General features: G+C 72.8%; 18 protein-coding genes. 7 read left to right on the top strand and 11 right to left on the bottom strand.

Translation table 11 applies throughout. The annotated features are described in order from the left end of the window. The first annotated feature begins 23 nt into the window (after window positions 1-23). Window positions 24-1,211, top strand: a complete 1,188-nt coding sequence (locus HHX37_RS24800; RefSeq protein WP_182886953.1) for an acyl-CoA dehydrogenase family protein — start codon at window positions 24-26, stop codon at window positions 1,209-1,211. A gap of 349 nt (window positions 1,212-1,560) precedes the next feature. Next, window positions 1,561-1,905, top strand: coding sequence for an RNA polymerase-binding protein RbpA (locus tag HHX37_RS24805; protein ID WP_030509898.1), 345 nt, complete (start codon window positions 1,561-1,563; stop codon window positions 1,903-1,905). A gap of 90 nt (window positions 1,906-1,995) precedes the next feature. On the opposite strand, the gene HHX37_RS24810 is transcribed toward HHX37_RS24805, so the two are convergent. From HHX37_RS24810 to HHX37_RS24820, 3 genes are all read right to left on the bottom strand, one after another. After that, window positions 1,996-4,152: an MMPL family transporter gene (locus HHX37_RS24810; RefSeq protein WP_182886954.1), complete on the bottom strand. Its 2,157-nt coding sequence runs from the start codon at window positions 4,150-4,152 to the stop codon at window positions 1,996-1,998. Between the two features lie 24 nt (window positions 4,153-4,176). Continuing rightward, on the bottom strand, window positions 4,177-4,722 hold the full coding sequence (locus tag HHX37_RS24815) for a TetR/AcrR family transcriptional regulator (protein ID WP_182880893.1): 546 nt from the start codon (window positions 4,720-4,722) through the stop codon (window positions 4,177-4,179). A gap of 95 nt (window positions 4,723-4,817) precedes the next feature. After that, window positions 4,818-5,840 carry a zinc-dependent alcohol dehydrogenase family protein gene (locus HHX37_RS24820; protein WP_182886955.1) on the bottom strand — a complete coding sequence of 341 codons (1,023 nt, stop codon included), beginning with the start codon at window positions 5,838-5,840 and terminating at the stop codon, window positions 4,818-4,820. Window positions 5,841-6,522: 682 nt separating this feature from the next. On the opposite strand from HHX37_RS24820, the gene HHX37_RS24825 reads away from it, so the two are divergent. Then, a complete protein-coding gene (locus tag HHX37_RS24825; protein ID WP_182886956.1) occupies window positions 6,523-7,518 on the top strand; it encodes a helix-turn-helix domain-containing protein in 996 nt (331 codons plus the stop codon). Here the strand turns inward: HHX37_RS24825 and HHX37_RS24830 are convergent. Next, window positions 7,515-8,471 carry an SDR family NAD(P)-dependent oxidoreductase gene (locus HHX37_RS24830; protein ID WP_182886957.1) on the bottom strand — a complete coding sequence of 319 codons (957 nt, stop codon included), beginning with the start codon at window positions 8,469-8,471 and terminating at the stop codon, window positions 7,515-7,517. The genes HHX37_RS24825 and HHX37_RS24830 overlap by 4 nt on opposite strands. A gap of 141 nt (window positions 8,472-8,612) precedes the next feature. Here HHX37_RS24830 and HHX37_RS24835 point away from each other — a divergent pair, with 141 nt between their 5' ends. Further along, a complete protein-coding gene (locus HHX37_RS24835) occupies window positions 8,613-9,197 on the top strand; it encodes a TetR/AcrR family transcriptional regulator (protein WP_182880889.1) in 585 nt (194 codons plus the stop codon). A gap of 75 nt (window positions 9,198-9,272) precedes the next feature. Here HHX37_RS24835 and HHX37_RS24840 read toward each other — a convergent pair whose 3' ends face one another. Then, the gene (locus HHX37_RS24840) at window positions 9,273-12,122 is read right to left on the bottom strand and encodes a BTAD domain-containing putative transcriptional regulator (RefSeq protein ID WP_182886958.1); all 2,850 of its coding nucleotides are present in this window, start codon (window positions 12,120-12,122) and stop codon (window positions 9,273-9,275) included. Between the two features lie 184 nt (window positions 12,123-12,306). On the opposite strand from HHX37_RS24840, the gene HHX37_RS24845 reads away from it, so the two are divergent. Together HHX37_RS24845 and HHX37_RS24850 are read left to right on the top strand one after the other, a co-directional pair. Beyond that, complete coding sequence (locus HHX37_RS24845; RefSeq protein WP_182886959.1) at window positions 12,307-12,813, top strand: hypothetical protein; 507 nt, start codon at window positions 12,307-12,309, stop codon at window positions 12,811-12,813. A gap of 54 nt (window positions 12,814-12,867) precedes the next feature. Then, on the top strand, window positions 12,868-14,052 hold the full coding sequence (locus HHX37_RS24850; RefSeq protein WP_182886960.1) for a hypothetical protein: 1,185 nt from the start codon (window positions 12,868-12,870) through the stop codon (window positions 14,050-14,052). A gap of 100 nt (window positions 14,053-14,152) precedes the next feature. Here HHX37_RS24850 and HHX37_RS24855 read toward each other — a convergent pair whose 3' ends face one another. The 3 genes from HHX37_RS24855 to murQ form a co-directional block, all read right to left on the bottom strand. Beyond that, entirely contained in the window at window positions 14,153-14,965 is an 813-nt protein-coding gene (locus HHX37_RS24855; RefSeq protein ID WP_182880885.1) for a DUF1206 domain-containing protein, read from the bottom strand. 74 nt (window positions 14,966-15,039) lie between these two features. Beyond that, on the bottom strand, window positions 15,040-16,149 hold the full coding sequence (locus HHX37_RS24860; RefSeq protein WP_182886961.1) for a serine hydrolase domain-containing protein: 1,110 nt from the start codon (window positions 16,147-16,149) through the stop codon (window positions 15,040-15,042). A 28-nt stretch (window positions 16,150-16,177) separates the two neighbouring features. Beyond that, on the bottom strand, window positions 16,178-17,080 hold the full coding sequence (gene murQ, locus HHX37_RS24865; RefSeq protein ID WP_182880883.1) for an N-acetylmuramic acid 6-phosphate etherase: 903 nt from the start codon (window positions 17,078-17,080) through the stop codon (window positions 16,178-16,180). Window positions 17,081-17,110: 30 nt separating this feature from the next. On the opposite strand from murQ, the gene HHX37_RS24870 reads away from it, so the two are divergent. After that, window positions 17,111-18,217: an exo-beta-N-acetylmuramidase NamZ domain-containing protein gene (locus tag HHX37_RS24870; RefSeq protein WP_182886962.1), complete on the top strand. Its 1,107-nt coding sequence runs from the start codon at window positions 17,111-17,113 to the stop codon at window positions 18,215-18,217. Between the two features lie 38 nt (window positions 18,218-18,255). Here HHX37_RS24870 and HHX37_RS24875 read toward each other — a convergent pair whose 3' ends face one another. From HHX37_RS24875 to HHX37_RS24885, 3 genes are read right to left on the bottom strand one after another with little or no spacing between them, the layout of a single operon-like run. Further along, window positions 18,256-19,248, bottom strand: a complete 993-nt coding sequence (locus HHX37_RS24875) for a GNAT family N-acetyltransferase (RefSeq protein ID WP_310740508.1) — start codon at window positions 19,246-19,248, stop codon at window positions 18,256-18,258. Further along, window positions 19,245-20,273, bottom strand: coding sequence for an ABC transporter ATP-binding protein (locus HHX37_RS24880; RefSeq protein WP_182886963.1), 1,029 nt, complete (start codon window positions 20,271-20,273; stop codon window positions 19,245-19,247). The genes HHX37_RS24875 and HHX37_RS24880 overlap by 4 nt, the downstream gene beginning before the upstream one ends. After that, complete coding sequence (locus HHX37_RS24885) at window positions 20,270-21,286, bottom strand: ABC transporter ATP-binding protein (RefSeq protein WP_182886964.1); 1,017 nt, start codon at window positions 21,284-21,286, stop codon at window positions 20,270-20,272. Before HHX37_RS24885 ends, HHX37_RS24880 begins: the two co-directional genes overlap by 4 nt. Between the last annotated feature and the right edge of the window lie 47 nt (window positions 21,287-21,333).

A 21,333-nucleotide genomic window follows, 5' to 3' on the forward strand; every position in this document is an offset into this window, starting at 1 on the left:
CCACCGCGGAGGAGGGACCGGGCATGACCGATATCGCCATTCACGACACCGACCCGGCCCACCAGCGGCTGTCCGCCGAGGTGCGCGAGCTCTGTGAGCGTTTCGGCGACGACTACTGGCGCGCTCGCGATCACGAGCGCGCCTATCCGGAGGAGTTCGTCCGCGCCCTCACCGAGGCCGGGTACCTGTCGGTCCTCATCCCGGAGAAGTACGGCGGGCTGGGCATGGGGGTCACCGAGGCAAGCATCATCCTGCAGGAGATCAACCGCTCCGGCGGGCACTCCGCCGCCTGCCACGCCCAGATGTACACGATGGCCCCGTTGCTGCGACACGGCAGCGAGGAGCAGAGACGGCGCTATCTGCCCGAGATCGCGACAGGCGGACTACGGCTGCAAGCGTTCTCCATCACCGAGCCGGAGGCCGGGTCCAACACCGCCCGGATCCAGACCATGGCGGTGCGCGACGGCGACGACTACGTGGTGACCGGCCACAAGAACTGGACCAGCCGGATCGTCCAGTCGGACCTCCTGATGCTGCTGGCCCGCACTCGTCCACAGGCGGAGGACCCCGCTGAACGGACCGAGGGCATCAGCCTCTTTCTCGTCGACCTGCGGCGGGTTCGTGAGGAGCAGCCCGGCACGCTGGTCGTCGAACCGGTCCGCACCATGTTCAACTACGCCACCAACCAGGTTTGGTACAAGGGCATGCGGATTCCCGCCGACAGCCTGATCGGCGAGGAGGGGCATGGGTTCCGCTACGTCATCGACGGCTGGAACGCCGAACGCATCCTGCTGGCCTCAGAGGCGATCGGTGACGGGTACTGGTTCCTCGACCGGGCAGTCGCCTACGCCAGGGAACGGGACGTCTTCGGTCACCCCATCGGGGCAGACCAGGGCGTGCAGTTCCCGTTGGCCCGCGCCTACACCCAGGTCGCCGCGGCGGACCAGATGCGCACCCGCGCAGCCGCCCTCTTCGACAGCGGACAGCACAGCGGAGCCGAGGCGAACACGGCCAAGTTCCTGGCGAGCGAGGCCAGCTGGCAGGCGGCCAACGTCTGCTTGGACATCCACGGCGGCAACGGGTTCGTGGACACCTGGGACGTCGAGCGCAAGTTCCGCGAGACCCGTCTCTACCAGGTCGCTCCTGTCAACAACAATATGATCTTGGCGTTCCTCGGACAGCACGTCCTCGGACTGCCCCGCTCCTACTGAACGATCGTGATCGGCGCGACCGCGCTGGCGGTCGCCGCGAATCAGCCGCGGCCGGAGCCGTCGGCGGGCGGCCCGCCGCCGCGGCCCGGAGGCGGTCGGCGAACTCGTCGTAGTAGCCGAGGTCGCGCGGGTCGAGACCGTTGAGCAGATCCGCCCCGACCTCATCATCCCGACCGGCGGTGCGACTCGATCTTGAGGACGGCGCTTCATACCGCACAGCTGGGACCAGTGGGACGGAAAAAGCGCGATTGGATCAGGTCTCGGCTGGGAATCCACACACGGTATCAGGCGTTGTACGCGGTGGCGAACGAACCCCCTCGAAGGCGGGGACCTCAGGAGGCTTAAGAACATGGGCGAGCGTGCACTTCGCGGTACCCGGCTCGGCGCGACCAGCTACGAGAACGACCGCAACACCGATCTGGCGCCGCGCCAGGAGGTGTCCTACACGTGCCCGAAGGGCCATCTCACCACCGTCCCGCTCGCCGTCGAGGCCGAGATCCCGACGACCTGGGAGTGCCGTCACTGCGGCAGCCCGGCGCTGCGGGTGGACGCGGAGCAGCCGCAGCAGAAGAAGGCGAAGCCGCCGCGGACCCACTGGGACATGCTTCTCGAGCGCCGCTCGATCGAGGACCTGGAGGAGGTGCTCAACGAGCGGCTGGCCATTCTGAGGGAGCAGCGGCGCAAGAGCGCGTAGGACGCCTGTGACGCCCCCGGCGGCCCTGGTCTCCAGGGCCGCCGGGGGCGTTTCGCGTGTGCCGGCCTGTCCGCGGGTACGGGCGAGGCGTCAGGACACCCCGGCCCGCTCCGGGGGCTCGGCGACGGTGAGGTGGTGGCGCAGGCGCTCGCCCTCGACGTCGAGGTCGGGCAGCGCCCGGTCCAGGGCGCGAGGCAGCCACCAGGCGGCGCGGCCGAGCATGGACATCACGGCGGGGACGAGGGTCATCCGGACCACGAAGGCGTCGACGAGCACGCCGACGGCCAGCGCGAAGCCCATCGACTTGATGATCGGGTCGTTCATGAACACGAACCCGCCGAAGACGGCCGTCATGATCAGCGCCGCGGCGGTGACGACCCGCGCGTTGTGCCCCATGCCGTTGATCGTCGCCTGGCGGGGAGCGTCGCCGCGCACGTAGTCCTCGCGCATCCGCGAGACCAGGAACACCTCGTAGTCCATGGCCAGGCCGAACAGGATGCCGATGAGCAGGATCGGCAGGAAGCTGACCAGCGGGCCCGGCACGTCCACGCCCAGCAGACCGGCCAGGTGACCCTGCTGGAAGATCGCCACCGTGATGCCGAAGGTCGAGCCGACGGTGAGCAGGAAGCCCAGCGCGGCCTTGACGGGGACCAGGATCGAGCGGAAGACGAGCATCAGCAGCAGCACCGACAGGCCGACCACCAGCAGCAGGTACACCGGCATGGCGTCGGCGAGCTTGTCGGAGACGTCGATGCCCACGGCCGTGGCGCCGGTGACGGCGATCTCGGCGCCGCCGATGGCGGCGACCTTGGCGCGGATGGCGTGGACGGCCTCCTCGGTGGCGGCGTCGGTGGGCCCGGCCTTGGGGATGATGGTCAGCAGCGCGGTGGTGCCCGCGGCGTTCGGCTGCGGCGGGGCCACGGCCAGCACGCCGGGGGTCCGCTGGATCAACTGGGCGGCCTGCCCGGCGGCGGCGGTCGTGGCCGCGCGGTCGGCGGCGGAGACCACGGCGATCAGGCGGGCGTTGAAGCCCTCGCCGAATCCCTCGCTGGTCAGGTCGTACGCCTCGCGGGCCGGAGTGCCGGGGGCGGCGGTGCCGGCGTCGGGCAGGGCCAGCCGCAGATCCTGGGCCGGCAGCGTGAGCGCACCCAGGGCGAGCACGCCGGCCACGAGGATCGGCACGCGCAGCCGGGTGACCACCCGTCCCCAGGTGTAGCCGAAGCCGCGGCCCCCCGCGTCGGCGTCGTCCCCGGTGCGCTGCCTGCGGGGCAGCACGCGGGCCCCGGCGTACGACAGGAAGGCCGGCAGCAGCGTGAGGGCGACCAGGACGGCGACGGCCACGGTGCCCGCGGCGGCCAGGCCCATCACGCTGAGGAAGGGGATGCCGACGACCGACAGGCCGGCGAGCGCGATGACCACGGTGGCCCCGGCGAACACGACCGCCGATCCGGCGGTGCCGACCGCCCGGCCGGCGGCCTCCTCCGGCGCCACGCCCTCGGCGAGGAACTGACGGTAGCGCGAGGTGATGAACAACGAGTAGTCGATGCCGACGGCCAGGCCCAGCATCAGCGCCAGTACCGGCGTGACGGAGGTCAGCTCGACGACGCCGCTGAGCGCGAACAGCCCGCCCATGCCGGCGCCCACGCCGATCAGCGCGTTCAGCAGGGTCATGCCGGCGGCCACCAGCGAGCCGAAGGTGACGATCAGCACCACGGCGGCGATCAGGACGCCGATTCCTTCCGACCCGCCGACCTCCGGCGGGGCGTTCAGGACCTCTCCGCCGTGCTCGACCCGCAGCCCCGCCGCCGAGGAGCCGGCTTCGAGGTACGCCGCGCGCTGGGCGTCGGTCACGTCCTTGGCCGCGTGGGCGAACTGCACCTGGACCAGGGCGTAGCGGCCGTCGGGAGAGACGGCGCCGGTCTTGAACGGGTCGAGGGCGGCGACGACGCCGGGAACGGCGGCGGCCTCCTTGACCACGGGCGCGACCGCGGCGGGCTCCAGCTTCCGGCCCTGCGGAGCGGCCACCACGATGGCCCCGGTGGCACCGCTGGCCTGCGGGAACTCCTTGGCCAGGGCGTCCAGCGCCCGCTGTGACTCGGTGCCGGGCATCGAGAACTTGTCGCCGGCCGGGCCGTGGAAGGCCGCGGCGGCCAGGCCCAGGACCACCAGCAGGAGCAGCCACAGGGCGGCGACGCGCCCGCGCCTGCGGAAGGAGAACCGGCCCAGCCGGTACAGCAGGGTTGCCACAGCAGATCTCTTTCTCGGGGAGGGTCAGCCGGTCGGCAGACCGAGCGTCCGCAACGCGCCGCGGGTGAGTTCCGCGCGCAGTGTCTCTTCGGGGATCACGCATTCACTGGCGCTGGTCAGGATGATCCCGAGCATCGCCATCCATGCCCAGACGCGGACCTGGGGGGCGTCCGAACGGCCCGACAGGGCTTCGGTGAGCCGTTCCACGATGTGGTCGGCGTCGGGCAGCTCCGGCCGGTTGATCAGCGCGTCGACGTCCTGCAGGAGGATCTTCACCTGGAGCCGGAAGCGCAGGGACAGGTCGACGAGCCCGGTGACGGCGGCACGGGCGGCCTCCTCACCGCGCAGCCCGGCGAGCCGCCCTTCCAGCTCGGCGAACTCCGGGCCGACGGGCGCGAGCAGCTCGGTGAGGATCGCGTCCTTGTTCGTGAAGTGGTACAGCAAGGACGCCTTGGAGCAGCCCGCGTCCGTGGCGATGTCCTGCAGCGAGGTGCCGCGGAAGCCGTGGGCGGCGAACAGCCGCACGGCCGAGTCGAGGATGTCCGCGCGCGTCGTGGTTGCGCGTGCCATGCGGAACACAATAGCTGACCGATCGGCCAGTATTTGACCGATCGGCCAGCTATGTGATGGATCTAACGGTGGGCGCCTGGTGCGAAGAGGCGGCGTCAGGGGCGCAGCAGGACCTTGACCGCCCGGCGCTCGTCCATGGCCCTGTAGGCCTCGGCGGCCTCCTCCAGCGGCAGTTCGAGGTCGAAGACCTTGCCGGGGTTGATCTCGCGGTCCCAGATCAGCCGGATCAGCTCCGGCAGGAAGCGGCGCACCGGGGCCGGGCCGCCGTGCAGGTGCACTGCGGAGAAGAACAGCTCGATGCCGGGCAGCTCGACTTCGTGGGTGACACCGACGTAGCCGACGTGCCCGCCGGGACGCGTGGAGCGGATGGCCTGCATCATCGACTCCTGGGTACCGACCGCCTCGATGACCGAGTGCGCGCCCAGCCCGCCGGTCAGGTCCTTGAGCCTGGCCACGCCCTCGTCGCCGCGCTCGGTGATGATGTCGGTGGCGCCGAACTCGACGGCGAGCTTCTGCCGGTCGGCGTGCCGGCTGAAGACGACGATCCGCTCGGCGCCCAGCCTGCCGGCCGCCAGCACGCCGAGCAGGCCGACGGCGCCGTCACCGACGACCGCGACGGTCCTGCCGGGACCGGCCTCCGCGGCGACCGCGGCGAACCAGCCGGTGCCCAGCACGTCGGAGGCGGCCAGCAGGCTCGGAATCAGGTCCGCGTCGGGCATGCCGGGGGTGGCGACCAGGGTGCCGTCGGCCAGGGGAACACGGGCCCGCTGCGCCTGGGTGCCGATCGCGCCCATCGGCACGGCGTGCACACAGCGGGACTGGTAGCCGGCCCGGCAGATCTCACACGTGTTGTCGGAGGCGAAGAACGAGCCGACCACGAACTGGCCGGGCCTGAGATCGCGGACCTCGCTGCCGACCTCCTCGACGACGCCGACGTACTCGTGGCCCATCGGCGCCGGCCCGTCCTGCCTGGTCACGCCCCGGTAGGGCCACAGGTCCGAGCCGCAGACGCAGGCCGCGGACACCCGGATGATCGCGTCGGTCTGTTCGAGGATCCTCGGGTCCTCGCGCTGCTCCACCCTGACGTCACCGGGGGCGTGCATCACTACGGCTCGCATCTCGTCTACTCCTTGATGGGCGTCTCTCAGCGGCTTGCCTGCAGGCCGCCGGTCAAACCCTGGGGCCGGGCGTGGCCACAACCCAGTGAACGCGCTGGTCAGAGGGCAGGGAGGCTCTGATGATAGGCGTACTGACGGGTCACCCGGCCACACCGCCGGGCCGTTGGGTCAGGGCAGGGCCTTCGACAGGCGCAGCCAATTCCGGACCGTGGTCCTGACCTCCCCCGCGGGCAGCGATTCCTCGATGACATGGAGTGGCATGAGCATGTTCTTGATGAATCGCAGTTTCTTGATTGTCCGCAGATCCAGGGCTCGCCAATCCTGTGTCAGGGCGGTCGCGTCCGGCAGAGAGTACGGCACCTCCGCAAGAAATGATTCGGCGGGAGACTCCGATCTCACGCCCGCCTACAGCCACCGGGCCGGCGACGCGCCCGCATGGCGTCCGTCCTCGCATCCGGCGGCCGGGGAGACGGCAGGGCAACTGGGCGGCTCGCCGGCCTCCGGGCGGGTTCCCGTTCTCACACACCGCGGCTTCCCCGTCACAGACGCGATATTGACCGCGTCTTGTCACCAAGTCATCATCCTGCTGTTTTCCTGTGCACACCTGATCGCATTCGCGGCGCACGGAGGTGCTTCGCGGTGAAGAAAGCCGCCATTCCATGACAACGACCGCCGAGGACACATGAAAATCGCGTGGAACACCAGAGACATGGCCGTCCCGGATCGGTTCACCTTCTGGAACGACACCATGTCGAGGACTCTTGTGCCGGTGCGGCTGGCCACCGACCATCCCGCCCGCTTCGACGGATCAGCGCAGGTATTCGGTCTCGGCGCACTGCAGATGTCGCTGATGAACCACTGCCTGCTGCAGGCGAGCCGGCCCGTGAAGCTCATCCGCCAGTCGGATCCGGAAGTCTTCCAGTTGCATCTCATTCTCCGCGGCCGTGGCCGCATGACGCAGGCGGGACGGGATGCCGCCTTCCAGGCGGGACAGCTGCTCCTCATCGACTCCTCCCGGCCGTTCGGGGGGTGGCGGGGATCCGCCGACGATCCGGCCAGGTCACTGATCATCCAGTTCCCCCGGGCCGCGCTCGGCCTGCGGTCCGACATGGTCGGGCAGCTCACCGCCGCGCCGATTCCCGTACGGAACGGCATCACCGGCGTCCTGGCCGGGCATCTCAAGCACCTGGCGGAGAACGCCGACGGTCTCACGTCTCGTGACGCGGAGACGGTGGCCGACGTCACCTTCGACCTGGTCGCGGCCGCCTGCGCCGACCGGCTGGAGGCCACCGCCCTGCTGTCACCGGAATCGCGACGCCAGGCCCTGCTGTCGCTGATCCACGACTTCGTCCGGCAGCGGCTCGGCGACCCCGGCCTCACCCCTCAGACGATCGCCGCGGCACACCAGATCTCCGTCCGGCACCTGTACAAGCTCTTCGAGGAGCAGGGCGTCACGGTGGCGGCCTGGATCCGCCGATGCCGGCTGGAACAGTGCCACCGCGATCTCGCCGATCCCCGGCAGCGTTCCCGTCGGATCCAGGCCATCGCCACTCGCTGGGGCTTCACCGACGCCGCCACCTTCAGCCGGGCCTTCCGCTCCGCGTACGGCATGTCACCCCGCGATCACCGCAAGCTGGCGGCGGGCGACGGCCCTTCGGAGGATCCCGGGGTCGGTTAGAGGTCGAGCAGGTCGGCCGACACCTGCCAGAGCAGGGTGGCCGCCTCCGGGTCGAGCGCGTACTCGGCGACGCCGCGGCGGGTGCCCGGGCGATGCGGCCCGGCCTCCTGGCAGTCCTCGAAGTAGCGACCGGTGACGCCCTCGACCAGCGGCGAGGCCGCGAGCAGCACGGAGGTGGCCGCGCCCTGCTCGACCGTCTTCCAGGCGGGGCCGTCGCCGCCCATCTGGGTGCGCAGGCGCTCAAGCTCCTCCTCGGTGACGTGCCGCTGGAGGTTGGTCGGGATCGCGCCGGGCATGAGCGCGTTGACCTCGATGCCGTCGCCGGCCCAGCGCCTGCCCGCCTCGACCGCGAACAGCACGTTGGCGGTCTTGGACTGCCCGTACGCCAGCCACGGGTCGTACGGGCGCTCCCGGAACTGGATGTCGTCGAAGACGACCGGCGAGCGCAGGTGGGCGCTGGAGCTCACCGACACGACGCGGGCGCCTCCGGCCGCCGCGAGCGCCGGGTGCAGGCCGACGGCCAGCGCGAAGTGCCCGAGGTGGTTGGTGGCGAACTGCGACTCCCAGCCCTCGGGCGTGCGTGCCTCGGGCGAGGCCATCACGCCGGCGTTGTTGACCAGGATGTGCAGCGGCCCCTCCCAGGTCGCGGTGAACGACGCGACGGACGCCCGGTCCATCAGGTCGAGCGGCGCCACGCGCACCCGCGCGTTGCCGGTGCCGAGGGCGAGGTCGTCGGCGACCCGCTTGCCCGCGCCGAGGTCGCGGACCGCGATCGTCACCTCGGCCCCCGCGGCGGCCAGCGCCCGCGCGGTCTCGACGCCGATGCCGGACGCGCCGCCGGTCACGACGGCCCGCCGCCCGCGCAGGTCGACGCCCTCGATCACCTCGGCGGCGGTGGACCCGGCGGTGAACGGCGTGGTGACGCGCGTGGCCTGAGTCGTGTTCCGAGTCATGTTCGTTCCCCGTCCCGTACGGCGGCGCGGGCCCCTGGGAGTCCGGGCCGCTACAATCAGAACAAACCGGAGGAACCTCCGGTACGCTCACGACTCTAACCGGAGCTTCCTCCGGTTAGCAACCCGCGCCGTGGAGGAGCCGTGTCCACCCCCGGACCCAAGCCGTTGCGCGCCGACGCCCGGCGCAACCGCGAGCGGCTGCTCGACGTCGCCGTACGGGCGTTCTCCCAGGACGGGCCGGACGTCACGCTCGACGCGATCGCGAAGGAGGCGGGCGTCGGCATCGGCACGCTCTACCGCCACTTTCCCACCAGGGAGGCGCTGATCGAGGCGGCCTACCGCAACGAACTGGCGAAGCTGTGCGACGCGGCGGCCGGACTGCTGGAGGAGATGCCGCCCGACGTGGCGCTGCGCACCTGGATGGACCGCTTCGTCGACTACCTGGCGACCAAGCGGGGCATGGCGGACGCGCTCCGCGCGGTGATCGCCGCCGGCGCCAACCCGTACGCGCACAGCCGCGACCGGCTGGTCGGCGCGATCGGCACGCTGATCGAGGCGGGGGCCGCCGCGGGGGTGTTCCGGCGGGACGTGGCGGCCGAGGATCTGCTCACCGGCATGAACGGCGCCTGCCTCGCCGCGGGTGAGCCCGCGCAGCGCGAGCAGGCCGGGCGGGTGATCGACCTGCTCGTGGACGGCCTGCGCCACGGCGCCGGCGGTGCCGGCTGACGCGCGAAGCCGGCCCGGCGGAGCCGGCGAAGGCCTGTCGGCCGTCTCCGGCGCCGTGGCTCGCCTCCGTCCCGGTCATGCGTGACCGCTCCTGCCGACCAGGTGATCCCGCAGCCGGGCGTGCCGGAACTCGTACACCCCTCCTGTCTGCCGCAGAACGCCCCGCCGATGGGCGTCGTCGAGGAACCGAATCAGGCGCAGCGGTGTCCGTCCGGTCAGGGCCAGCCAGATCCGGGCGACGGTGAACGCCCCCCAGGCTCTCGACGACGCCACGGTCAGCCCGACCGCGAGTCCGAAGACACCCCCTGCCGCGAGCCCGGTGGCGAGCGCGCCGGCCGGCGTCATCACCTGGCCGCCCATCACGGCGGCCGCGAGCCCGTAGGTCACGCTGCCGAGACGGCCGAACAGGGAGCGGCCCAGTATCGCCGCCGCGATCCCGGCGGGCACGGCGAGTTCGAGGTCGAAGACGCCGCCGAGGACCGGAACCGCCCGGATGTCCCGGCTGAAGGTGTAGGCCGTCGCGTAGAACAGGCCCAGTGTCACCGCGATGGACAGCGCGAACCACAGGGTGGCGACGCGGTCCTGTCTCAGGATGGCCGACGGGCTGGACGCGCGGGTCGCGTCAGCGGGGATGTCCAGCCACACATGCGACCCTGTCGCCAGGCCGAAGACCACGCAGAGCATGAGCGTCAGGACCGGCGGCAGCGCCCAGCCGAGCCCGAGCGCCACACCGATCGCGAGGCCGATGGCGAACCGGCTCAGGAAGCGTCTCGCGGTGCCGCGGAACCGGATCTCGACGCGTACCGGCCCCGGCCGCCCGCCACGTGCGTTCGCGACGACGCCCGCCAGCCCGAACGACAGCCCGTAGACGAGCCCGATCACGGGCCCGGCCGCGAGGCCGCCGGTGAGTGCGCACAGGACCGCGGGTGGCAGTCCGAACACCACCCCTCTGGTGCGGTGCGGAACGGTGTCGGCCAGCCGCCACCACTCGAAGTCGTGGGTGTGCCTGCGCCCCAGGTGACCGGCGAGGAAGGTGAGCCACCGCAGGGCGTGTTCGCTCCGGTACCGGGGGGACGGGTGCGGCCTGGTGCCCGGCGCCGGCGGATGGTGGCGGTAGACGGCGGGCAGGAACGCGTCGAGAAGGTGGTCTTCGATCTCGGCCGGGCCGGGGAAGCGGGCGACGTCCAGCAGCTCGGTGGGGTCGGCGGCGGCGTCGGCGTAGGCGGTGCGCGTGAGGTCGACCATGAGAGGGGTGGACAGCGCGGACGCCAGCGGTCCGCGAGGGTGTGCCCGCAGATGCTCCGCGACGGGGTCCCAGCGGTCCTCGCCGAGCAGCCGGCGTGCGGTGAGGTAGGCGATGGCGTCCTCGGCCTCCACAGGCTCGATCTCGACGACGGCCGCCCTGGCCAGGATGGCGCCTCCGCGCCGCACCGCTTTCTCGTACTCGGTGCTGCGGCAGGTGACCACGAGAGGGCGGCCACCGGCGACGGCCTCGTCGAGGGCGTCGATCGCGGCCGCGTGCAGGCCGGGCGGGGTTTCGTCGAGGCCGTCGAGAACCGGCAGCACCCGTCCCGTGCTCACCAGGCGCGCCGCGGCGTCCGGTCCGTACGCCGCCTTGTTGGCCAGCCCCGGGTATTCCTCGACCAGCTTGCGGGCGAACCAGGTGTGCAGGTGCTCGCGTCGCGGGCTCCAGGACGAGAGCGGCACCAGCACCGGTGTGGGCTCGCCTGGCCGGGCGGTGCCGAGCAGCCCGAGAGTGAGCAGGATCGCCAGCACCGTCTTGCCCGCGCCCGGCTCGCCGAGAATGACCAGCTGACGTGCCGGGAGCCGCCGGAACGCGTCGACCAGGTCGTCCAGGTCGCCGCGGAGGTCCACGCGATCGTCGCGGCCGGTCGCGTCGTTGTCGTCACCCAGCACCGCGGACGCCGTGGCGGCGATCGACCGGCCCGTGCTGGACCAGCGCAGCCGGACGGGTGCCGGACGGTGCAGGTACCGGGCCGCGGCCTCCGCCGTCCACTGCTGAGCGACCCCCAGCGCGAGTTCGAGCGCCGCCCGGTCCAGGCGGTGCGCGCCGTCCGGGCCGACGGGCTCCGGGCCGCCGCCCGGTCCCTGGGCGAGGGGCCGCACCGTCATGGGCGCGGGCCCGTCCAGCTCCTTGTCTCCGCGCAGGATCCGCTCATGCAGGTCCCGCAGTTCCGGCCCGGGATCGATGCCCAGCTCCTCCGCGAGCAGCCGGCGGACGTCGTGGAACGCCGTCAGGGCGTCCGCCTGACGGCCCGCCCGGTACAGCGCGAGCATCAACAGCCCGCGAAGGCGTTCCCGCAGCGGGAACTCGTCGATCAGCCGCGTCAGCTCGGCGATGGCCGCCGTGTTCTGGCCGAGTTCGACTCTGATCGTCGCCCGCAGTTCCCCGGCGAACCCGTGTCGCTCTTGGAGTCTCCGTCGCTCGGCCTCCAGCCGCGGGCCCTGAAGGCCGCCGAAGGGCTCACCCCGCCACAGGGCCAGCGCCGCGTCGACCTTCCCGGCGGCCGCCGCGAGGTCTCCCTGTGCCCGCAGGTCCTCCGCCGCCGTGAGATGCCGCTCGAAAATCGCGACGTCCAGTTCCGACGGGTCGCCGCGCACCTGGTAGCCGGCGTCGGAGGAAACCAGCACCGCGTTCCGCGCGGTCGACGCCCGGCCCGGTTCCACGACACGACGCAACCGGCTGACATATGTCTGCACGGTGCTGCGGGCGTTACGCGGCGGATCGGCGCCCCACACCGCGTCGACGAGCGCCGTGACGGACACCGGCCGATTCATCTCCAGCAGCAGCACCGCCAGAACCGCCTGCTGCCTGGCCCAGCCCAAATCCAGTTCCTCCCCGTCCCGCCACGCTTTCATCGGGCCGAGCAGCGAATACCGGACCCTTCCAACGGCTTCCGTCACGCCACCTCCCAGGGCATGCCCCTGCGAAACATACGCTAGCCCGTCCACTTGACGCTCGATCACCGCACTCCACACAAACGGCTCTGACCAGCCACTAAGGCGTTATGAAAGCGGCACTAACGCGGCGGTTTGCACACTCGGACCAGTTCCGTAAATGGACAACCCGAGAAGAAGGGGAAGCGAAATGGCACGCACGAGAATCATCGCGGTCGCGACGACGGCGGGGCTGCTGGCCGCTCTGGCCGGGCTCACCGCGCCGGCCCACGCAGGCACCGGCGCGGCCGCGGGAGTGAACGCCGCCACCGCCCGCGCCGCGTCGACGAGCGGCTCCTGCAGCAACAAGGGCGCCTTCATCAACTTCAACGCCTACTACCACAACAGCAGCCGCTACCACGTCTTCACCTCCTTCGACTGGAGCATCGGCGGCAGCGGCGTCCGCAACAAGAACAACGTGGAGCTGCGGGTCAAGCACCACAACACGGCGGGGCACGACACCATCCACTGGACCTGGATCTCGCTGGACAACACCCGCAAGGGCTACTCGAAGCTGACGTCCGCGAACGACTACCGCCCGGTGCCGAAGGGCGGCGTCAAGGTGGCGAAGAACAAGAAGGCCTACGTCGAGTTCAAGGCCGTCTTCGACAAGAAGGGCACCGACCCCCGCTGCGGCAGCCACACCCAGAACATCTGACCACGGGCCGCCCCGCCCCCGGGCGGGGCGGCGAACCTCCTGGAGGGCCGATTCGTGTTCCCGCGCCACGCGACGCTCGCCCTGGGCACGGCCGCGGCGGTGATGCTGGCCGCCTGCTCCGGCCGCGGTCCCGCGCCCCCAGCGGCTCCGGCCACACCGTCCCGGGGAGCATCGGCCTCGGGCGTGCCGCGGGGGCACGCGCCCGTGGCACCGGGCCTCGAAGCGGGCCTCGAAGCGGGCCTCGAACCGGGCGCGGCGCCGGGCGCGGTGGTCCTGGCCGCGTCGTCCAGCGGGGCCGTCGTCGCCGATCCGGCCACGAGGTCCTACCGCGGTTACACCTCCGCCGGCGAACTCTCCTGGATCGACCGGGACGCCTACCGGAACGACGCCGAAGTGGTCTGCGCCGCCCGGTGCCCGGACGCGGTGATCACCGCCGCCGGGCGGGACGGGACGAACCGCGTCCGGCTGCGGACCGGGACGCGGGCCCGCCTGACGGCCCCGGCCCGGGCGCCCGTGCGGCGCGTACTGGCCGTACGGGGACCTTCCGACGCGGTCCTCGTCGAGGACGGCCGCGGTGGGCGGGGGGCCCGCATCCGGGTGGACCGCACCGACCGTACCCGGGTGCTTGTCGACGTGGCCGACACGGCCGGCGTGCTGTGGGTGGAGGACGCCGGCCGCTCGGCGGCCCTGGCCGTCTACCGCAGACCGGGCCACGCCGGAACGAGCGTGCTGGCGTTCCGCCGGGACGGCCGTGGGTGGCGTCCCGGCGGTCCGCCCCGGCCGGTGGCGGAGTCCTGGGGCGGCTGTCTGGGTGGCGTGCGAGGTCCGGCGATCCTGGCCGGTCCGCGCGGAACGCTGCTGGCCCACGGCACGCCGGCGCCGCTGACCTCGGACCTGCCGCAGGTGGGGGAATGCGCCGCGGGCCGGGACGGCGCCGTGCTGCTGGCCCGATGGATCGACGCCGGCGGCACCGCGCACACGGCCCTTCGGGGCGTCGACGCCACCGGGCGGGAGACGTGGGCACGTGACGTTCCGGCAGAGGTGGAAGTGGCGGCTCACCCGTCCGGACGGCAGTTCGCGCTTTCCGGCCAGGCGGGCCTGGAGATCGTCGACCAGGCCGGGCGCACCCTGGTGCGCGCCGCCGGAGTGTCGTCCGCGCGCTACACGGAGACGGGAGGCCTCGTGGTCGTCGACGGCGCCGGGACACCTCGGTGGGCCGAACCACCCCGCGACGGGTGATCAGCCGGCCAAGGGCGCCGCCCATCATCCGCGGCTACGGCAAGAGGCCGGCCGCGCGCTTCGCCGCGCGCGGCCGGCCCCAGGGTCCCGGTGAAGCCGCTCACACCCGGTGCCAGCGGGCCTCCGCGAAGCAGTAGACGGCGAACAGCACCAGGCCGATCGCGACCACGACCAGCAGCCACGGACCGGCCGGGGTGTCGGCCAGCGCCTTGAGCGCGTCGTCGATACCGGCCGCCTTGTCCGGGTCGTACGTGAGCGCCGCCTGGCCGATCAGGGCGCCGGCGGCCAGGGCGATGACGCCGCGGGCGATGTAGCCGGCCTTGCCGAGCTTCACCACGACACCGCGGGCGCGGGGCTCGGTCACGTGCATGTCGCGCATGAACTTCTCGGTCCAGCCCTCGTAGATCCAGTACACGCCGAGGGCGATCACGCCGAGAGCCATCAGGCCGACCAGGAACTGCCCGGCGGGCAGGTCGAACAGCGCCTTGGTGGCGTCCTCCGACTGGCTGTCGGACGAGGAGGCGCCCTTGTTCTGCGTGAGCAGCGCCACCATCGAGTACACGAGGGCGGCGTAGACGACGGCCCTGGACACGGCCTCCACGCGCTCCCTGGCCTCGGGCCGGCCCCAGACGGCTTCGGAGACCTGCCAGATCACCAGCGCGGCCAGGCCGACGGCCATGATCCACAGCAGGGGGTCGCCCAGGGGCGAGTCGCGCACGATCTGGAGCGCGCTGCTCTTGTCGGCCTCCCCGCCGCCGCCGAAGGCGATCTGCAGCGCGACCAGTCCGATGATCGCGTAAAGGACGCCCCGGGCGGCGAAGCCGACCTTGGCGAGTTTCTCGAGAGCGGGATGGTCAGCCGCCCTCTGGGCCGCGCCTTCCAATCGCCGGCCGGTCTGATGCGCGGTCGTCATCACAGTACCTCTCCCTCTGGAGGCGGATCGATCTTCCCGCTGACCCAGACGAGGAGGATTAAACGTCTGCCTGCTCAGCCGGACAGGCGCAGGGCCTCGGCGGCGACGGCGTGCCGCAGGTCGCGGATGCCGGGCCGCCCCCGCAGGGGATGGACGTTGTTGGTGAGCAGCACGACGGTCAGGCGGCGGGCCGGGTCGACCACCAGCGACGTGCCGGTGAAGCCCGAATGGCCGAACGCGCCGGTGAGCGGGCCCACGATGGCCGGGTCATCGATCCGCACCCCGAGCCCTTGCCGGAAGGCGGCGCCCGGAACACCCTGGTCGCGCAGCATCTCGGCGGTCCACTCGGGCGAGAGGATCGGGCCGCCGCCGGTGCGGAGCGCCTCGCCGAAGCGCACGAGGTCGGCGGCCGTGGAGAACAGCCCGGCGTGGCCGGTCACGCCGCCCAGCGCGTGGGCCGTCTCGTCGTGCACCTCACCTCTGACGCAGCCTCCGGCGCACCGCTCCCGCTTGAACTCGGTCGCGACGGCCCGCCCCGGCTCGACCGGCCCGTACGTCGTGGCGCCGAGCCCGAGAGGCCCGGTGACCCGCTCACGCACGAGCACGTCCAGCGGCGCGCCGCCGGCCGCCTCCGCCACCCGCCCGGCAGTGATCATGCCGACGTCCGAGTAGAGATGCGTGCCCGGCGGCCCCTGCGCGGGGGTGGACAGCACCAGGTCCCAGCGGGCCTCCTCCGGCTCCCTCTCCACCCGGCGGCTCGCGGGCAGGCCGGCCGAATGCGTCAGCAGGTGCCGTACGGTGATCTCGGGCCGATGCCCGTAGAACCGCGGCAGCCGCGCGGCCACCGGCTCGTCGAGGCCGAGCACGCCCTCCTGGGCCAGCGAGACCACCACCGCGGCCGTGAACATCTTGGTCAGCGAGGCGATGTCGAAGAGCGCGTCCATCGCCACGGCCGGCCGCCCGGGCGGCAGCCCTGAATCCAGCCCGGGCGGCAGCACTGAATCCAGCCCGTGCAGCGGTTCTCCGGAGGGTCCGGCGTACCGGACCGCCTCCCCCACGGCGGCCGCGGCGACCGTGCGCCCGTTCAGGGCGATCACGGCGACCGCCGCCGAGGCGACCTCGGGCACGGCCGCGCGCAGGACCTCTTCCAGTACCGGGCCACGCGCCTTTACAAAGTAAGACATGGGGTCGCTTCCAGATCCGCCGGGTTGCTCAGGCGCCGCGCAGTGCCGGGCCGAGCCGGTTGCCGTGCGCGGCGAGCAGCGCCCTCGCGTCGTCGGCCCCGACTCGGCGCTCGATCATCACCACGGCCGTCTTCACGTCGCGTCCGGCGTCCTCCAGGACCTCCCGCGCGTCCGGCACGTCCGCGCCGGTGATGTCGGAGACGATGCGGGCCGCCCGGTCGACGAGCTTGGAGTTGCTGGCCACGACGTCGACCATGAAGTTCCCGTACGTGCGGCCCGACCTGATCATCGTGATCGTGGAGATCATGTTGAGCACCAGCTTCTGGGCCGTGCCCGCCTTGAGGCGGGTCGAGCCGGTGACGACCTCCGGCCCCACGATGACCTCGATCTCCCGTTCGGCGGCCCGGGCGAGCGGGGTGCCGGTGTTGCAGGCCAGGCCCACCGTCAGCGCGCCGCGCCGCCGGGCCTCCTCGACCGCCCCGACGACGTACGGCGCGCGCCCGCTGGCGGAGATCCCGACGACGGAGTCGAGCGGGCCGACCTGCTTGTCGCGGATCACGGCGGCGCCCGCCCCGGCGTCGTCCTCGGCGCCCTCGACCGAGCGCACCAGCGCGGCCTCACCGCCCGCGATGATGCCCTGCACCAGGTCGGGGTGGGTGCCGAAGGTCGGCGGGCACTCCGAGGCGTCGAGCACCGCGAGCCGCCCCGAGGTGCCCGCGCCGACGTAGAGCAGCCTGCCTCCGCCGGCCATCCGGGCGGCGATCGCGTCGACGGCCGCGGAGATCGCCGGGACCGCCAGGCCCACCGCGGCCGGGACGGCGGCGTCGGCGGCGTTCATCAGGCGCGCGATCTCCTCCGTCGGCAGGGTGTCGATTCCGCTGTAGCGGGGATCGCTCTGTTCGGTGGCGAGAGCGGCGAGTGAGTGCGTCATGATTCCTCAGCTTCGGAGTGCCTGGTACTGATGGATCGCGTGCGTACGGGACTGGAACGGCTGACGGCCACGCCGCGGCCCGGGCGGGAGCGGGTGGGTCTCGTCACCAACCCCACCGGAGTCCTGCCCGATCTGACCCCCGCCGCACCGGCCCTGCTGGCCGCGGGAACGCGCGTGACCACGCTTTTCGGTCCCGAACACGGGTTGCGCGGCACGGCGCAGGCGGGCGGCGGCGAGGCCGCCGCCGTCGATCCCGTCACCGGCCTGCCCGTGGCCGACACCTACGGCCGTACGGGCGCCGAGCTGGACGCGCTCGTCGCGGCGTCCGGCGTGCAGGAGCTGGTCTTCGACATGGGCGACGTGGGCGCCCGGTTCTACACCTACGTGTGGACGATGTGCGACCTGATGGGGTCGGCGGCCCGCCTCGGGCTGCGGTTCACCGTGCTCGACCGGCCCAACCCGATCGGCGGCGCGGTGGCCGAGGGCCCGGTGCTCGACCCCGCCTTCGCGAGCTTCGTCGGCCGCGCCGCGCTGCCGCTCCGGCACGGGCTCACGGCGGGCGAGATCGCGCTGTCCGTCAACCGCGCGGCCGGCGCCGCGCTGGAGGTCGTGCCGATGGAGGGCTGGCGCCGGGAGTGGCACTTCGACCGGACCGGGCTGCCCTGGGTGATGCCGTCGGCGAACATGCCGACCCTCGACACCGCGCTGGTCTACCCCGGCACCGGGCTGCTGGAGGGCGTGAACGCCGCGGAGGGCCGCGGCACGACCCGGCCGTTCGAGCTGGTCGGCGCGCCGTACGCGGACGGGCGGCTCGCCGCCGCGCTGAGCGATCTCGGTCTGCCGGGCGTGCGCTTCCGCGACACGTCGTTCACCCCGGCATTCGGCAGGCACGCGGGCGTGCCGGTGCGGGGTGTCCAGCTGCACGTGACCGACCGGGAGACCTTCCCGCCGGTGCTGACCGGGGTGTCCCTGCTGCACGTGCTGCGCACCCTGTATCCGGGTGACTTCGCCTGCGACCCGTTCCTCGACCTGCTGTGGGGCTCCGACTCGCTGCGCGCGCACCTGGAGGCCGGACGCGACCCCCGCGGGCTGTGCCCGCCGCCGGGGCCGCCGGAGGGAGACCTGCTGTACGGCTGACCCCGCCCCGGCGATCAGTCCGGGCATCGGCGCTGACATCAGCCGAGGCGGCGGCGGTAGAGCCAGAAGACCCGCTCGGCGCGGGCGGCCACCGCCCGGGAGTAGAACCGCAGCGGGCCCACCCAGCCGATCTGCGCCGAGGCCAGCCCGGCGGCGGCCTGCTCGGCCAGGCAGCGGCGCAGCAGCACCCGGCCGACGCCGAGCCCGCGGGCGGCCTCCGCCGTCCCCATCGGGCCGAACCACGACGGCCTGGCGCCCCAGGCGGCGAAGCCGAGGATCTCCCCGGCGCGGGTGGCGTAGTGCAGCCCGGTCGCCTGCTCGGCCTCCCAGGCCCACGCGTCGTTCCACTGCTCGCGGACGAAGGCCACGACGTCGCCCCGCTCCCCCGCGGGCGCCGCCGCGACCGTCACCCCGGCGTCGGCGAGCCTCGCCAGGTCGGCCTCGTGCTCGGCCGGGTCGAACCGGGCCGGCAGGTCTGCCGTCATGTTCCAGGCGACCCGGTAGCGCTCGTAGCCCAGGCTCTCGGCCAGGCAGGCCGCGGGGGTGTACCGCACGTCGATGCCCGGCCAGGCGTAGCAGGGCGGATTGCCGGCGAACCTCGCCTCTGCGGCGCCCTTCTCCCGCATCCACTCCTCGGCGGCGGCCACCAGCGCCCGGCCGATCCCCCGGCCCCGCGCGGCGGGGTCGACGGCGATCAGGTCGACGTGCCCGGCGCCGTCCGCACCGATCGACGCGAACACCGCCCCCCGCAGCCCCGCATCCTGCGGACCTGTGCCCTCCAGACCCGTGCCCTCCAGACCCGTGCCCTCCGGGCCCGCGCTCTGGGGACCGGCCGGCTCAGAGCCGTTCCGCTCGCGACCGGCCCCTTCGATGCCCGGCACGGCCAGGACGGTCCACTCACGGCCCGGCGGCGGGTCGGCGAGCCGCCGTACGAGCAGCGCGGCGTCCTCGGACTCGGCCCACAGCGCGGCGGCGGCCAGGCGCTCCAGCCGCCCGTCCACCTCGACCGCCTCCACCTGGGCCTGCGTCACTCACCCACCCCCACCGGGATCACGCTACGCCGCCTCGGGTGGAAGCAGGCGTGTTCCTGCTCGGTCTCCTGTCCGGGCCCGCCGTCGCGGCCCAGCACGGGCGTCTCCCGCTCGCAGCGTTCGGTGCTGAACGGGCACCGCGGGACGAACAGGCACCCGCCCGGCCGCCCTTCCCCCTGAGACTCGCCTCGCGGCTCCTTCGGCACGACCCGCTCGGCCCCGGGCCGCTCCAGACCGTGCAGGACCGGGATCGCCGACAGCAGCGACTGCGTGTACGGGTGGACCGGGTCGGCGATGATCTTCTCGGTGGCGCCACGCTCCACCACCTGCCCCCGGTAGAGCACGTACAACTCGCCGTCGTCGCCGATGTAGCGGGCGGTGGCGATGTCGTGGGTGATGAACAGCACGCCGACGCCGACCCGCTCGCGCAGGTCCTTGAGCAGCGCGAGGATGCCCAGCCGCAGCGACACGTCGATCATCGAGACGGCCTCGTCGGCGACCAGGACCTCGGGGTCCATGGTGAGCGCGCGGGCGATCACGACGCGCTGGCGCATCCCGCCGGACAGCTGGTGCGGATAGCGCGGCAGCACGTAGCCGGGGTCGATCCCGACCATCGACAGCAGCTCCTGCGCCCGGCTGTCGATCCACGACCGCGGGCGGCCCGTCTGGCGGGCGCGCAGCGCCAGCGGGGCCTCCAGCGCCTGGTGGACGGTCCGCGTGGGGTTGAGCGCCGAGTAGGGGTCCTGGTGGATGAGCTGGACCCGGCGGAAGTACGGCTGGCGCCGCCGGTGGCTGAGCGACGACATCGGCACCCCGTCGATGACGATCTCGCCGGCGTCGTGGGTCTCCAGGCCCGCGATGATCCGCCCGAGGGTGGTCTTGCCGCTGCCCGACTCGCCGATGAACGAGACGGCTCCGCCCCTTTCGACGGCGAAGTCGACGTCGCGCAGCGCGGGCACCTCGCGGGCGCCGAGCACGCCGCCGCGCTGGCGGAAGGTCTTGGAGATCCCGGTTCCCGTGATCACACCAGCTCCTCTCGTCCGACCAGCTCCAGGGGGCGGCCGGTGGCGTGGCAGGCGACCGTACGCCCGTCTCGGGTGACGGCGGCGGGGTCGTCCGTCTCGCAGACGTCCATGCGCCGCTCGCAGCGCTCGCGGAACACGCAGCCCTGCGCGGGCAGCGTGCCGAGCGTCGGCGGGCGGCCGGGCAGCGCCCGGGCGAGGGACAGGTCGCCCGTGAGGCGCGGGATCGCCCGGATCAGGCCCCGCGTGTACGGATGACGGGCGTCGCCGAGCACCTCGGTCACCGGCCCGTGCTCGACGACCCGCCCGCCGTACATGACGGCGAGGTCGTCGGCGACCTCGGCGACCGCGCCGACGTCGTGGGTGATGACGAGGGTGGTGAGCGCCCGCTCCTCGTGGACCTCGCGGATGATCCGCAGGATCGTCGCCTGCGTGATCATGTCGAGGGCGGTGGTCGGCTCGTCCAGAACGACGACTTTGGCGTTCAGGACGAGCGCGAGCATGATGCCGACCCGCTGGCGCATGCCGCCGGACAGCTCGTGCTGGTAGGAGTCGAGCACCCGGGCGCCGTCCATGCCCATGCGGGCCAGCAGGTCCCTGGCGTCGCGCACCAGCGCCCGCAGGTCCTCCACGTCGTGGGAGCGGCCGAGGTCGAGCAACTGCTTGCCGATGGTCTTGAGCGGGTTCAGCGAGTTCTGCGCGGCCTGGAAGACGTAGCCGACCTCGCGGCCGCGGGTGCGGCGCAGGTCCTCGCCGCGGAGCGCCAGCACGTCGCCGAGCCCGTCGATCTCGACGCTGCCCGCCGCGATCCTGCCGGGCGGCTGCACGGCGTTGAGCAGCGAGAACGCGAGCGTCGACTTGCCCGAGCCCGACTCGCCGACGACACCGGTGATCGTGCCGGGGGCGAGGGTGAGGTCGACGCCGCGGACGGCGGGCAGCTCGCCCGCCGGCGTCTTGTAGACGACCGTGAGGTCCCGGATGCGGACCCCCGGTGCTTCCATGTCACGTGCTTCCATGTCACGTGCTTCCATGTCACGTGCTGCCGTGTGACGTGCGGCCGTGT

Source organism: Microbispora sp. H10885 (assembly GCF_014161415.1).
Classification (GTDB): Bacteria; Actinomycetota; Actinomycetes; order Streptosporangiales; family Streptosporangiaceae; genus Microbispora; species Microbispora triticiradicis.